Source organism: Asanoa iriomotensis (assembly GCF_016862515.1).
Taxonomy (GTDB): Bacteria; Actinomycetota; Actinomycetes; order Mycobacteriales; family Micromonosporaceae; genus Asanoa; species Asanoa iriomotensis.
In genome coordinates, this window is the sequence record NZ_BONC01000028.1 from 90,888 (window position 1) to 104,255 (window position 13,368).

General features: G+C 69.6%; 13 protein-coding genes and 1 pseudogene. 6 read left to right on the forward strand and 8 right to left on the reverse strand.

Annotated elements, in window-relative coordinates; translation table 11 throughout:
- Nucleotides 1-84 precede the first annotated feature (84 nt).
- The 6 genes from Air01nite_RS20610 to Air01nite_RS20635 all read right to left on the reverse strand — a co-directional run bounded on the left by Air01nite_RS20610 (nt 85) and on the right by Air01nite_RS20635 (nt 6,342).
- Nucleotides 85-1,605: a molybdopterin-dependent oxidoreductase gene (locus Air01nite_RS20610; RefSeq protein WP_203704350.1), complete on the reverse strand. Its 1,521-nt coding sequence runs from the start codon at nt 1,603-1,605 to the stop codon at nt 85-87.
- Nucleotides 1,606-1,683: 78 nt separating this feature from the next.
- On the reverse strand, nt 1,684-2,448 hold the full coding sequence (locus Air01nite_RS20615; RefSeq protein ID WP_239090837.1) for a fasciclin domain-containing protein: 765 nt from the start codon (nt 2,446-2,448) through the stop codon (nt 1,684-1,686).
- Entirely contained in the window at nt 2,445-3,137 is a 693-nt protein-coding gene (locus tag Air01nite_RS20620; RefSeq protein ID WP_203704351.1) for a class F sortase, read from the reverse strand. The genes Air01nite_RS20615 and Air01nite_RS20620 overlap by 4 nt, the downstream gene beginning before the upstream one ends.
- 6 nt (nt 3,138-3,143) lie before the next feature.
- Nucleotides 3,144-3,926, reverse strand: a complete 783-nt coding sequence (locus Air01nite_RS20625; protein WP_203704353.1) for a GVDTG sorting domain-containing protein — start codon at nt 3,924-3,926, stop codon at nt 3,144-3,146.
- A 93-nt stretch (nt 3,927-4,019) separates the two neighbouring features.
- On the reverse strand, nt 4,020-5,501 hold the full coding sequence (locus tag Air01nite_RS20630) for a serine/threonine-protein kinase (RefSeq protein WP_203704354.1): 1,482 nt from the start codon (nt 5,499-5,501) through the stop codon (nt 4,020-4,022).
- A gap of 49 nt (nt 5,502-5,550) precedes the next feature.
- Nucleotides 5,551-6,342 carry a ferritin family protein gene (locus tag Air01nite_RS20635; RefSeq protein ID WP_203704355.1) on the reverse strand — a complete coding sequence of 264 codons (792 nt, stop codon included), beginning with the start codon at nt 6,340-6,342 and terminating at the stop codon, nt 5,551-5,553.
- A 220-nt stretch (nt 6,343-6,562) separates the two neighbouring features.
- Between Air01nite_RS20635 and sigK the strand changes: the two genes are divergently transcribed.
- From sigK to Air01nite_RS20650, 3 genes are all read left to right on the forward strand, one after another.
- Nucleotides 6,563-7,108 (forward strand): ECF RNA polymerase sigma factor SigK, encoded by a 546-nt coding sequence (gene sigK, locus Air01nite_RS20640; protein WP_239090838.1) that lies wholly within the window; start codon nt 6,563-6,565, stop codon nt 7,106-7,108.
- A complete protein-coding gene (locus tag Air01nite_RS20645) occupies nt 7,105-7,845 on the forward strand; it encodes an anti-sigma factor (RefSeq protein WP_203704357.1) in 741 nt (246 codons plus the stop codon). Before sigK ends, Air01nite_RS20645 begins: the two co-directional genes overlap by 4 nt.
- 91 nt (nt 7,846-7,936) lie before the next feature.
- A complete protein-coding gene (locus tag Air01nite_RS20650) occupies nt 7,937-8,269 on the forward strand; it encodes an STAS domain-containing protein (RefSeq protein WP_203704358.1) in 333 nt (110 codons plus the stop codon).
- Between the two features lie 26 nt (nt 8,270-8,295).
- On the opposite strand, the gene Air01nite_RS20655 is transcribed toward Air01nite_RS20650, so the two are convergent.
- Together Air01nite_RS20655 and Air01nite_RS20665 are read right to left on the reverse strand one after the other, a co-directional pair.
- Nucleotides 8,296-10,506 carry a SpoIIE family protein phosphatase gene (locus Air01nite_RS20655; protein ID WP_239090839.1) on the reverse strand — a complete coding sequence of 737 codons (2,211 nt, stop codon included), beginning with the start codon at nt 10,504-10,506 and terminating at the stop codon, nt 8,296-8,298.
- A gap of 134 nt (nt 10,507-10,640) precedes the next feature.
- Nucleotides 10,641-11,455 (reverse strand): annotated as a pseudogene (locus tag Air01nite_RS20665) (AfsR/SARP family transcriptional regulator).
- 260 nt (nt 11,456-11,715) lie between these two features.
- On the opposite strand from Air01nite_RS20665, the gene Air01nite_RS20670 reads away from it, so the two are divergent.
- From Air01nite_RS20670 to Air01nite_RS20680, 3 genes are all read left to right on the forward strand, one after another.
- Entirely contained in the window at nt 11,716-12,168 is a 453-nt protein-coding gene (locus tag Air01nite_RS20670; protein ID WP_203704360.1) for an ATP-binding protein, read from the forward strand.
- Nucleotides 12,169-12,305: 137 nt separating this feature from the next.
- Entirely contained in the window at nt 12,306-12,851 is a 546-nt protein-coding gene (locus tag Air01nite_RS20675; protein ID WP_203704361.1) for a hypothetical protein, read from the forward strand.
- 127 nt (nt 12,852-12,978) lie between these two features.
- On the forward strand, nt 12,979-13,368 hold a 390-nt coding region (locus Air01nite_RS20680), incomplete at its 3' end, for a DUF4331 family protein (protein ID WP_203704362.1).

The following is a 13,368-nucleotide window of genomic DNA, read 5'->3' on the forward strand; positions in this document are numbered from 1 at the left end:
TGTAGGGTGCTCGAGAAGCAGCGGCCCATCCGCCACCGAGACCCTTTCGGTTGCGTCGGCCGCCCATCGTCGATGGTTGGCGGGCTATGTGACGGTGACTGCGACGGTGTGCCACCCGGTGGCGCCGTTCGGGAAGGGTTCGGCGCGGTCGCTGGTTTGGACGGCTCCGGTGCGGTCGATGGCTCGGACGCGCAGCGTGTGCGTTCCGGGGGCTGCCTGCCATGGGTAGGTCCATTGGACCCAGGTGTCGAGGTTGGGTGCCGGGCGCAGTGTTGCCGGTTGCCACGCGTTGTCGTCGACCTGGACTTGGACTGCCGAGATTCCGTTGCCTTGGGCCCAGGCCACGCCGGCGACGATGACCTGTCCCGCGGTGAGGCGGGCGAATGGTCCGGGTCGGTCGATGCGGGAGCTTGTCTTGACGGGCGCTTGGGCGGCGTAGCCGCGGCGGACCCAGTAGGCGTCGTAGTCGGCGAAGGTCGACAGTTCGATGTCGGTGATCCATTTGCAGGATCCGGCGTATCCGTAGACGCCGGGGGTGAGCATGCGGGCGGGGAAGCCGTGTTCGAGTGGGAGTGGTTCGTCGTTCATGCCGACGCAGAGCAGGGTGTGCTGGGTGCCGGGTGTGTTTCCGGAGTCCAGGACGGTCGCGGTGGGTGTGCCGATCGTCATGCCGTCGACGGATCGGGCGACGATCTGGTCGGCTCCGGCGTGGACGCCGGCGCGGCGCAGCAGGTCGGCGAGGCGGACGCCGAGCCATTTGGCGGTGCCGATGTAGGGGCCGCCGACCTCGTTGGACACACAGTTGAGGGTGATGTACTCCTCGACCATCGGCTGTCCGAGCAGCTCGTCGAAGGAGATTTCGAACGGTCGATCGACCATGCCGCGCACGGTCAGGGTCCACCGGTTGATGTCGACGCGGGGCAGGTTCAACGCCGTGTCCACCCGGTAGAACTCGGCGTTCGGGGTGACGAAGCCCGGGTCCAGACCCGTCGGCAGCGGCAGCGCCGGACGCGTCGGCCGTGGCAGGCGTACGCGGTCGCGGGTGCGGGCGGCCGCCTCGCCGGCGATCCGCGATGTTCCGGCGGCGCCTGCAACGGCGACGCCGGCCACGGCCAGTGTGATCCCGCCGACGAATGCCCGGCGGTCGAGGAGGCGGGGCCGCTGCGCGGGTTGCGCTGGCGTCGGCGGTGTCCGCAGCATCAGCAGCAGCGCCGCACTGGCCACGGCGGCGCTGACGAGGGCTGGGATGGCGTCGACGGGAGAGGCGGTGGGCCGGGTCACCGCCGCGGCGAGAGCGAGGGCCCCGATGGCTGCCATTCCCGCGGGACCGAGCCAGCGGCGGCGTGCGGCGAGGACGCCGATGGTTGCCGCGACAACGGCGAGCACGACCACGATTCCGATCAGGAGCAACGGTTTGTCGTAGGTGCCGGCGGTGCGCACGGCGAACTCCTTGACCCGCGCCGGCGTGGCGTCGACCGCCGTGGCGGCGACGGCGTACAACGGTGCGGACTCGGGTTCGACGACGGCGGCGACCAACTGACCGGCCGACACGCCGAGCGCGGCTGAGACCAGAGCGGCGAAACTCGGCCACAGGATGCGTCGCACAGGGTTGCTCCTCAACGAAGACGCCCGGCCGTCGTGGCTTGACGGCCGGGCGTGGCGAACGAGACGGTGTGGGCAGCGTCAGTTGGGCGGCATCAAGACACTGTCCACGATGTACACTGTCGCGTTCGCCGTCTTCACATTGCCGCACACGACCTTTGAGGTGTCGTTGACGGTGAAGTCGGTGCCGGCGCCGTTCACGTTCACGTTCTGGCCTTCGAGTGTGGCGTGCATGCCGGAGAGCTTTTCCGGCGCGAGTTGCCCGCCCGCGACCACGTGGTAGGTCAGGATCTGTGTCAGCTTCTCCTTGTCGGCCAGCACCTTGTCGAGGTCCGCCTTCGGAATCTTCGCGAACGCGTCGTTGGTCGGCGCGAAGACGGTGACGTTCTGGGCGCTGTTGAGTGAGTCGACCAGGCCCGCCTTCGTGACCGCGCTGACCAGTGTGGACAGTAGCGGGTTGCCGGACGCGGCGGTCGCGACCGGAACCTGCGCCATGGCCTGGAAGCTGCCGGCGTTGGTCGGGTCGGTGGGAACGGCTGCGCAACCGGGCCCGAACTCGCCGTCGGTCATCGCTGGAGCCGACGACATGGCGGCCGACGGTCCCGCCGCGGGCGGGTTCGCGGTCTGCGCGTCGTCGGCGGTGCCGCACGCGGCGGCGCTGAGAGCGAACACCGCCATGGCGGCGACCGCGGCGAACTTGGGGAGACGCATTGAGGATCCTTTCGAAGGAACGGGGTGTGCGGTAGTGATTCGGAACCAGCGGCCGGCCGGATGGGTGCCCGACACCACGTCCCTCTTTAGTGGACGGCCGCCGTTGTCTGACTGATCGGCACCGCGCGCAGTCATGCTGGTGCCGTGTTCGCCGGGCCGGGTTGCGCTGGCGGTTGGGCATCGGTGAGCGCGGCGTAGACGACGATGTTGTCGCGGTAGTGGCGGCTCTTTTCGTCGAAGTCGCCGCCGCACGTGATCAGGCGCAGGCCGGCATGGTTGACCGGTCCGTACACCTGTTGGGTGGGGAACTGGTCTTTGGCGTAGCGGGCCACCGTCGTGACGGAGAAGGTCGCGACCGAGCTGTCGGCGCGGGTAACGGTGACGGTGTCGCCGCGTTTAAGGGTGTGCAGGTCGGCGAAGGCGCCGTCCCGACCCCGCCAGTTGACGTGTCCGGCGAGGACGGCCGGGCCGAGCGCACCTGGCGTTGGCGCCTTGGTGAACCAGCCGACCGTGGACGCGTCGCCAGGGACCTCCATGGTCCCGTTCGGCTGCAGGCCCAGCGGGCTCAGCGCGGTGTCGATGCGCAACCTCGGGACCACCAGCCGGGTCGGGGTCGAGGTCGACATCATCGGGCCGACGGTCAGCTCGGACGCCCCCGGGCTGGGCTCGCGAGGCGTGGACGATGACGGGGTTTCGGCGATCGTCCGCGGCGGCTGCGTTCCCATGGAGACGATGGCGACGACGACTGCGGCGGCGAAGAGGGCGGAGCCCGCCGCCAGCAGCGCGATGCGTTGCCGGCGGCGGCCCACCCGCATGCGGGTCATGGCGGGTTACCGGCCGTGGCGGCTCAGGCCGAGACGTCGGCGCACGACCAGGGCGGCCACGCCGGCGAGCGCGAGCCCGCCCGCGGTGTAGAGCGCGAGGCCGCCGGTGTCGTTGGTGCTGCCGTCGCCGGTGTCGACGCCACCGGTGGGCATCGAGCCCGCTGCGGCGCCGGTGACCATGCCGCAGGTTGCCGGGTCGGTGGCTTCCTCGGGGATGCCGTTGACACCCAACGATTTGGCGAACGTCGACTCGCCGAGGGCGTCCATGTCGTACGTGCCGTTGTTGTTGACGTCGATGCCGTGCTGGACGACGTGGAGGTCCTTGAGGTGCTCGATGGTGCCGGGCGGAAGGTCCGCGGCGGGGATGACCCGCTCGTAGGTGAGGTTTCCGTCGGCGTCGGCCATCGGCATCCGGTCCACGGCCAGCCCACTGGCCTTGGTCGTGTCGCCGGTGGTGGTCAGCGAGATGTGGATGTCGCCGTACTTGGGAAGTCCTTCCTCGACGCTGACGTACCCGTTGCCGTCCTTGTCGTCGGACTTGTCAGGGCACATGAAGTCCATGCCCGTGGTCGACCCGTGGATGTGCTGGGCGTGTGGTGCGTTCGGGGTCATCCCGCTGGCTTTGATCGTCACCGCCAGGTCGCCGCTGTCGGTGGCGGTCAACATGGCCATACCTTTCGCGCCGGTTCCGTTGAGGTCCTGCATCGCCACGTGCACGCTCTCGTCAGCGTGCGCGGCGGCTGGGACCGCGAAAAGGGCCACCGCGGCGGCGGCGACCACAAAGGGCACTCGAGACACCTTCACTGGTATCGACTCCTTCCTGAGCCTCACCAGTGATTCGGTCCCGTGCACGGGATGGATGGGTCGAACGGCGAGATTTCTTCAGGTGATGCCGCGGTAGCTGGTCGCGACAGTCCGGAATAGCGGCTCGTCGAGGGGCCAGTCCGCGTCGTCGGTGAACCACGACAACGTGTATGCCTGGCTCGGTGCGGTGGTGACCACGAGCCGCCGGGCATGGCGGCGGAGCCCGCCCGCTGTGTCCCATGTGGACTCCCATTCGGCGCCACCGGCGCCGGCGAGCACTGGGCCGATGCTGATCTTCGTATAGCCGGGAAGCGTGCCGGTGGCGCGCAGAGCTGTCTCCGTCCGGCGCCAGAAGGTGGTGGGATCGAGGGTCGGGGTGACGGCGGGTTCGACGGCCAGGGTTCGGGTGCCGCTGGGGTCCTGGAAGCACACGGCCGTCGCCACCAGGTAGCGGGACCAGGCGGCCGGGACCGCGACGGTGAAGCCCGCGTCATCGGGATGCCAGACCCAACCGGCGGGCAACGCGTACGGTCCGGGCCCGGCATTGGTTGGCGTCGCGTCGGTGCGCGCCGGCTCCAGGCAGGCGTGCACGGCGGGCGGGGTGGGCGGCACGTCCTGCGGCCCCCGCGACGGACGACCGACGGCCGCGGCAGTCCCCGCGCCGGCGAGCGCGCACGCGGCGGCTGCCGCCAACGCGGCTCGCCACCCACGCGGTGCCCAACGTCTGCGGCGTGGTGGGAGCGGCACGGTGGTGCTCGCGGTCAGCACGGCGCGTAGCAGCCGCCGTGTCTCGATGACGCTGGGGCGCCGCCGCGGGTCGCGGTTGAGCAGTCGCAGGATCACCGGCGCCATTGCGCCCGCCCGGGTTATCGGGTCCGGTGGTTCGACCGCGAGCGCGGCGAGGGTGGCGACCGCGGTGGGTCGGTGGTACGGGGCTACGCCTTCGACCAGGGCGTAGAGCGTGGCACCGAGCGACCACAGGTCGCACGCCACGGTCGACACGCCGTCGCGGGCGCACTCCGGGGCCACGAAGTCCGGCGATCCGAGGACCTGTTGCGCGATGGTGACCCCACCTTCGGCGATCACCGCCAGCCCGAAGTCGGTCAGCACCACCCGACCGTCCGCGGCCAGCAGCACGTTGTGTGGCTTGACGTCGCGGTGGATCACACCCGCGCGGTGGGCCGCGTCGAGCGCCGCGAGGATCTCCAGACCCACCCGGGCCGCGTCGCGGGGTTCGAACCGGCCGCGTTCGGCGAGCACCACGTCCAGTGACCGCGCCGCAACGTACTCCATGATGATCCACGGCCTGTCGGTCTGGAGCACATCGAGAACGGCGACCACGTTCGGGTGTCGCAGCCGGGACGCGGCCTGTGCTTCACGCAGGCCGTCCCGCCACCTCTCGCCCGCTCCGGCGGCCAGCCACGGCGGGGAAAGGATCTCCTTGACCGCGACCGGACGGCCCAGGACGCGGTCGTGGCCCCGCCATACCCGGCCCATGCCGCCGGCACCGATGACCTCTTCGAGGACGTACCGGTCGGCAAGGACAGTCCCGGCGCTCACAGCAGTGATTCGACACCGAGGACCGGGCGGATGGGTCCGGCCCCGAGGTTCATCCGACGACGTGGAGGCGGGCCGCCCGCGCGACCAGGCCGAGACCGTCGAGGCCGGGCAGATGGTCGATCTTCCGATCGAGTTCGGCGACGATGCCCTCGCCCGCCGGGCCGCCGAGCAGATAGCCGAGCAGGAACCTGGTCTCGCGCTGCGGCATGACACCGGACCCGACCGGCGCCCAGAAGCGGCGCAGCGCGAACCGGGTCAGCCGCCGGGCCCGTCCGGAAGCGGCCAACCGGTCCCGGGCCTGGCTGGCGTAGAACGCCACATGCCGGGTCTCCTGCCGCATGATCCTGTCCAACAGCACGGACAGCACGGGGTGGCCGGCGCGCTCGGCCAGGCGGGCGTAGCCGGCGTGCGTCGACCATTCGTTGATCGCGCCCCAGGTCATGTGGACCGCGACGAAGTCGACGCCGACGAGGTTGGCGATCAGGGCCTGCTGGATCGGAGCGATCCGGTCACGCCGGCCCAGCCGGACCCGCACGGAACGGATGTGGTCGGCGCCGGTGGCGATCCCGTGCGCGGCGAGTACCTTGGCCAGGGCCTCTCCGTGCCAATACTCCTCATACGCCCACATCGTCAGGAAGGCCGTCACCGTGGGGTCGGTGTGCGACGGGGTGACCAGCAGGTCCCGTAGATAGCAGACGGTGTGGCTTTCCACGTCGCACATGTAGCGCAGGCAACGCAGCACCGCCGCGTCCAGCGGCTGGTCCCGGAACGCGTCGTAGTCGATGTCGTCGTCGGCGACCGGTGCGGCGGTCCGCGCGTACGCGTCGATGTCGAATGCCATACGGGTGATTCGCCGCCGCCAGCCGTTCGGATGGGTGCCGCATCGGCGACCCATCCGCAGCCGGTGCGGCTCCGAATCACCGAATGAGCACGATCATGAGGGAGCTGCATGCAACGACATCGACGTGACCAGGCGTCGCGGGCCGAGCGGCTCTCGGTCGTCCCGCCCGACCCGGACGAGCCCGCTGGTGCCGACGTGCTGCTCACCGCCGTCGGCCGCGGTGACGAGGCCGCGTTCGCCCAGCTGTACAACCTCGTCGCCGCTCGCGTTCGCCCAGCTGTACAACCTCGTCGCCGCTCGCGTCTACGGGCTGGTCAAGCGGGTGTTGCGCGACCCGGCCCAGGCGGAGGAGGTGGCACAGGAGGCCCTGGTCGAAGTCTGGCGCACCGCCGCCCGCTTCCAGGCCGGGCAGGGCTCGGCCACCGCCTGGGTCTTCACCATCGCCCACCGGCGGGCAGTGGACCGGGTCCGGTCCGAGCAGGCCGCGACCCGCCGCGAGGAACAAACCACCGCCTGGGCCGCCCAGCCGCCGTACGACCAGGTCGCCGACGAGATACAGGACCGGTTCGAGCGGCAGCAGGTCCGCCGCTGCCTCGACGGCCTCACCGAACTCCAGCGCGAATCGATCACCCTCGCCTACTACCAGGGCTGCACCTACCCCGAGGTCGCCCGCATGCTCGACGTCGGCCTCCCCACCATCAAGAGCCGGATGCGAGATGGTCTGATCCGGCTGCGTGACTGCCTCGGCGTGGAGGTGCCCTCATGACCGGCGGCGACGTTCACACACTGTCCGGCGCGTACGCCCTGGACGCCCTCTCCGACACCGAACGGGCGTCGTTCGCCGGGCACGTCGACGACTGCCCCACCTGCGCGCTGGAGGTCGCGGAGCTACGGGCAGCGGCGGCCCGGCTCGCCGACCAGGCCTGGGCAGTGCCACCACCCGCGCTACGGACGCGTGTACTGGCCGAGATCGCCAACACCCGCCAAGAACAGCCGCGACCCCGGGCGCGCGGCGGCTGGACCCGCAGCCACCGCCGCTACCGGCAGCTGCTCACCGCAGCCGCCGTCGTGGTCCTCGCCGCAGGCGCCGCCGCCGGCACCTACGCCGTCCAGGAACACCGGGTCGGGCAGCAACGCGCGGCGACACTCGACGCGCGTGCCCAGAACGAAAGCGTCACCGCGATCCTGTCCGCACCCGACGCGACCGTGCGCTCCGGTCCCATCGACGCAGGTGGGCGGGTCACCGTGGTCGCGTCGGCCAGCCGGGACGGCGCGGTGGTGACACTGGCCGCGGACCACGCCCCGGCCGGTGACCACGTCTACCAACTGTGGTTGACGGGTCCAGGTGCTGCGGTGCCCGCAGGGGTTCTGCCCGTCGGGGCTACGGTTGTCACCCGGGTTGTTTCGGGCACCGGCACGGCACACGGCATCGCGGTGACCATCGAGCCGGCGGCCGGGTCACGCACCCCCACGCTTCCGCTCGTGGCCAGCGTACGGATTTGATCAACGGCATTGCGGGCGCGGACGCCGCTGCGGTCCAGGGTGGCGTGTGAATCCATACGCCGGGAGTACACAGGCGCAAGGGGGGTCGACCATGACCAGAAGCGATGGTCGCAGACCGGCCGAGCTGGCGCTGGCCGTGCGGAGCAGCCGTGCCGGCCCATGGATCACCGCGGCCGGGGACCTCGACGCGGACACCGCCGACGATCTGCGCACGGTCGTCACCGCGATGATCGGGCCCGGCCGTGAGGTGACCGTCGACCTTGCCGACGTCGCGTTCATCGACTCACACGGCGTCTTCGTTCTGGTACGAGCGCGCCAGACCGCGGCAGACCACGGCGGCACGCTGCGGGTCACGAACTGCCAGCCACCGGTGCGACGCGTCCTGGAGATCGCCGCCGTCCTGGATTTGTTGACCGATGACTGACATCGGCGGGGTCGCCGCGCAACGCGTCAAAGGGGGCATGCGGCTGAAGTATCGACGTCGTCGATCCGAACAGCGACCAACGCGATGTCGTCCTCGATCTGCCCGACGGCGAACTGATCGACGATCGCGTCGGCGAGGACATCGACCGGTGCGGTCGCGTGGTCGGTCAGCAGGGCGTGGACCTTGTTCGCGCGGTCGGTCCAGCTGGTGGTGCGGGATTCGAGGAGCCCGTCGGTGTGTAGCAACAGGGTCCAGCCGGGCGCCAAGGCCAATGTGTGGTTGCTGCGGGAGACCAGTCGGCCGGCACCCAGCAGGGGGTTTCGGTCGGTCAGTTCGCGGACCTGCCCATCGGTGTCAACGAGGATGGGTGGTGGGTGGCCGGCGTTCGACCAGCGCATGGTGACGTGCCCGTCGTCCGCGCGTTCGAGGTAGGCGATGATGGCGCTGGCGATGGTACGCGCGCCGAGGAGGAAGTTGGCGTGGTCGAGGCGGCGCAGGATGGCCGACGGGGGCTCCTGACGGTCGACGAGGTAGCCGCGGAGCATGCTGCGCAGTTCGCTCATCGCCGCGGCGGCGCTCATGTCATGGCCGGTCACGTCACCGATGACCAGCGCGAGCCGACCGTCGTCGAGCACCACCGCGTCGTACCAGTCCCCGCCGACCTGGTCCTCGGCGCTGGCAGGCAGATACCGCGCGGCCAGCTGATAGCCGGGCAGGGTGGGCATCGGGGTGATCAATGCCCGCTGAAGGGTGGCCGCGGCCGTGGCCCGCCCGGACAGGTGCGTCGCTCTAACCATGGCCTGGCCGACGTATCCGGCCAGCGCGGTGATCACCGCTCGCTCGTTGAGGTCCATCGGGTGAGGGGCGACCCACCCGAAGCTCAGCGAACCCATGGTTCCGCCCGGTCCGCTCAACGGCAGGACGGCCATCGCGGACCAGCCGGCCGCATCGAGATCGCGGCCGAGACGTCCGGCGTCGGGATCCACAACCGCACGATCGGAAATCAACAGCGGGCTCCCGGTCCGGATGACCTGAGCTGCCGGGATGTCGTCGTCGATGCCGAAGCTGGTCCACGTTCTGGCCAGAGCCGGCGGCAACGGCGCCGTCCCCACCAGGCGGCCACGCCGGCTGGCCGCATCCACCACGCTGAGGCCGACATGAGCGGGCGCAAGGCCATCGGCCACGACACGACCCACCGCCCGCACGACGTCGTCGATGGTCACTGTGTCGCTCAACTCCTGGCTTGCGGACAGTAGGAGCCGGCTACGCTCACGTTCGGCGCCGGCGCTGACCCGGGCGCGGAGCACCGCTGAGCAAGACGCGGCGAGCTCGGCCAGCACATCAAGGTCGCTCCCGGTCCATTGCCGGGGCCGGTCATCGATGGCGCACAGCGAACCCAGCACATGTCCGTGCACGTCGGTCAGCGGCATGCCCGCATAGGCGGCGACGCCGAGGTCATCGATCGCGGGATTGTCGCGGACCCGGTGATCGTTGCGGGAGTCGTCGATGATCAACGGCGCGGCGGACGCGATGACCATCTGGCAGAAGGAATGCGACAGCGGGGTGCGGCGCAGCTGGTCCCATGGGTGGGCAAGACCGGCCGCACCGGGGAAGACCTGGCCTTCGGCATTGACGAGCGACACGAGCGCGACCGGCACACCGACGGTGGTGCGGACCAGGCGGGCGAACCGGTCGAGCTCCGGGTCTTCCTTCGCGGTCAGCCCGGTCGCGGCCACCGCCTGGAGACGGGCGGGCTCGTCGACGCGCCGTGGCGTGGGCGGGGAAACGTCCGGCGACATTTGCGGCAGCACAGCGGTGTCGCGGTAGAAGTGGTCGATGTTGCCGACCGCGCGTTCGAACGCGTCCAGCTCGATCGGCTTGGTGACGTAGGCGTTCGCGTGATGGCGGTAGCTGGCCAGCACGTCCGCGGACGCGGCTGAGGTCGTCAGAACGACCACCGGGATGGACCGCAGCCGTTCGTCATTTTTGATCTGTTCCAGTGTTTCCATTCCACCCATGCGCGGCATGTTCAGGTCGAGCAGGATCAGATCGGGCCGCCCTTCCTCGGCCTCTAAACCGCTTCGACGCAGGCGCTCGAGTGCATCGTGACCGTCGACCGCCCGGCCGACCTCCACCGCCGCCCCGGATGACTCCAACGCCTCGGTGATCATGAGGGCATCCGCGTCGTCATCGTCGACAACGAGGATCCGGATGACCCGCCCGGCCACCGCGCTCATGCCATGTTCCCTCCGCCAGGGTGATTGCCTGGCAGCAATCGTAGGCGCCTTCGCCGCATTCCATCCACCGCCCGATCCGATTTGCACAGGGCGGATCAGGGCCGGCCGCGGCAGTGTCCTCCGAGGCGGCGCCGCTATCGCGCCATTGAGTACGGCAACGGGGCGTTGGCCAGATCGAGGCCGGCCTCGGCGGTCAGGATGGCGTGCTGGAGACATTGGATCTGCGGCGAGGGTTCAAGACCAAAGTCGTCGTGGAGCAGGCCGCGTAGGCGATGGAACACCGCAAGCGCGTCAGCGCGACGCCCGGCCCGATAAAGGGCGCGCATGTACTGCCCTTGGAGATCTTCGTCCAGCGGGTGCCGGGCAGCAAGCCAACCCAGCTCGCCCAGCGCGTTCGATGGCCGACCGAGGCGAAGGTCGGCCGCGATCTGGTCCCGCCACACCCGCAACCGGGTCTCCTCGAGCCGCCGAACCTCCCCTTGTAGGACCGGCCCGCCGGCACGTCGACCAGCGCTCCGCCGCGCCACAACGCGAGTGCCTTACCCAGCGTCTCCGCGCCCTGGACATCGTCGGCATCGTCAAGCGCCAGCCGGCCTTCGGCGACCAGGTGCTCGTACTCGTGCAGATCCACCTGCCCGGCTGCCACACAGAGGCGGTAGCCGCCGCCGTCAGCAAACAGCACATCGCGGGCTCGTCCGGCCGCCGAGGGGTCGAGGACGGTCGTGAGCATGCGTCGAATATGCGTGATGTAGGTCTGCAGCGTGGCCAACGCGGTGGCCGGTGGCTCGTGCGCCCACAGTTCGGCGATCAACGTGTCAACCGACACGATCCGGTTCGCGTGAATCAGCAGCAGCGCGAGGACTTTCTGCGGTTTCGGGGCGCTCAGCCGGCCAACGACAGCACCGGTTGCCGACGTTGCCAGCGGCGGACCGAGAACGCGGAATCTCATCGCACCTTCAGTGATCGGCGCTGCGAAAGACCCTCAGACACTAAGCCGGCAGATCAGGCGAGCGTTGTCAAAACGCCAAACTGACAGCTTTCCGGCGACCGCCAGGCTGGTGTCGCTCGAACCGCAGGCTGCCTGTCGCAGTAACGGGTGTGGCGAAAGCGAAGGTTTGACCGCCAGATGGGTATTAGCGTCAGGGACATTCCACAGACTCGAGGTAGCTGGTGCGCAACACATCGAAGGAGTCGGCATCGACCGGCTCCTTGGCGCCGCAGATGACCAGTTACCTGTCGGCTTCCACTGTCGGCGGCCCGCTCCGCGAGCGCGTCACCGCGTACCTCAAGTCCGGCGGGTTCGAAGGCGAGCGTGCCGAGGACTTCGTCGCCGCCGTCAACGAGATCGCGGTCAACGCGGTGCGGCACGGCGGTGGTACCGGCCACCTCGAAATGACCATCGACACCGGTGTTGTCACCTGCCGCATCGAGGATCGTGGCGGCCTCACATCACCGCCGCGTATCCACCTCCCCGAGCCCGGCATCCCGGGCGGCCGCGGGCTGTGGATAGCGTCCCAGCTTGCCGACAGCCTGCGCCTCGCCGCCGATGGGCGGGGCCTCAGCGTCACCATCAGCAGCGATCTCGGGCCCGAACCGCGAATCGACAGCGACGACGTACTCCAAGCGGCTGACGGCTCCGCGGAGCAACGAACAGCTCGGTGACGGGCAAACACGTACTGCCGACCTGCCGGCGGTGGCGGCCACCCGAACGATGCCGCACGTTCGCGGCCAACGCGCCGTGGCGGCATGGTTCAGATTTCCATGTTGTCCGTCTTGCGTATCTGCATATGATTTGCAACATGCCGGTTGGTGAGCTGGTTTCGGGTCACGTGACGCCACGTGTCGTGGTGGAAGTCATTCTGCTGAGCACTGGCACGGGAGGCATGTGGTTTCGGGTCCACTCGGCGCCGTTGCGCGACGACGGGCACCCCGATGCCCTGGCCAGGGACCTTGCGGGGTTGACGGCGCATGTCGATGGTGCGCCGGGGCCGGTGCTGCTGCACTCGACGTCGTGGCGGTTCGCCGCGGGGCAGTTGGTGGTGACGTATGCGGCCGCCCCCGATCTGCTCCCGGACGAGACGCGGCAGCCGGTGCACAGCGACGCGGTGGTCGGGTCCGGGGACCGCCTGGCACCGAGTCCGCTCACGGTGCCGTTGGTGGCGGTTGCGGCGCACGCGTGCCGGCACCTGGCGTTCCTGCTCCACACCGACCCGTCGGTTGCGGTGGTCGCTGATGGACAGCCGCAGTTGTGGGCGCAGATCGATCGGTTCCGTCCCGCCGGTGCGGGACTCCTGGCCAGCGGCGGGCCGCGCGGGGTTCATTGTCGTAGACGTGCGGCTTGCTGAGACTATCCTGATAGTTCCGGTTAAGTGCCTTAATGCAAGTTCCGCTCTTCTTTGCGGTGTGTCTTCGGTTCAATCCCCCTATCGGGTGTCCGCCTGATTTTCCGAATACGGGGGAAGGTCGGATCACATGGTTCGAAGGAGAGCGTTCCGCAGATCGGGGCGCGCGGCGGCGGCTTGCTTCTCGGCGGCGTCAGTGCTCGCGGTGGGTGCCGGTCTCGGCGGGGCGAGCAGCCTGGTCGGTGACACCGCTGACGCGTCCAGCCACCGCGAGGCGCCGCTGATCGCGGGGGATCCGCAGGTCGACAACACTGACGTGTACGCGTTCGTGAGCCCGGACAAGCAGGACACGGTCACGCTGATCGCGAACTGGCTGCCGTTCCAGGAGCCGAACGGCGGCCCGAACTTCTACTACTTCCGGCCGGGCGCGAACTACGACATCAACATCGACAGCGATGGGGATGCGGTCGCGGACATCACGTACCGCTGGGTGTTCCGGAATGACGACAAGCGCGACGGT

What these genes read in the sequence shown, in the direction of transcription:
- Air01nite_RS20620 (WP_203704351.1), bottom strand. Translation starts at nt 3,137, where the DNA reads ATGACCCGCATGCGGGTGGGCCGCCGCCGGCAACGCATCGCGCTGCTG.
- Air01nite_RS20675 (WP_203704361.1), top strand. Translation starts at nt 12,306, where the DNA reads ATGCCGGTTGGTGAGCTGGTTTCGGGTCACGTGACGCCACGTGTCGTG.
- Air01nite_RS20645 (WP_203704357.1), top strand. Translation starts at nt 7,105, where the DNA reads ATGACCGGCGGCGACGTTCACACACTGTCCGGCGCGTACGCCCTGGAC.
- Air01nite_RS20655 (WP_239090839.1), bottom strand. Translation starts at nt 10,506, where the DNA reads ATGAGCGCGGTGGCCGGGCGGGTCATCCGGATCCTCGTTGTCGACGAT.
- Air01nite_RS20615 (WP_239090837.1), bottom strand. Translation starts at nt 2,448, where the DNA reads ATGACTGCGCGCGGTGCCGATCAGTCAGACAACGGCGGCCGTCCACTA.
- Air01nite_RS20635 (WP_203704355.1), bottom strand. Translation starts at nt 6,342, where the DNA reads ATGGCATTCGACATCGACGCGTACGCGCGGACCGCCGCACCGGTCGCC.
- Air01nite_RS20650 (WP_203704358.1), top strand. Translation starts at nt 7,937, where the DNA reads ATGACCAGAAGCGATGGTCGCAGACCGGCCGAGCTGGCGCTGGCCGTG.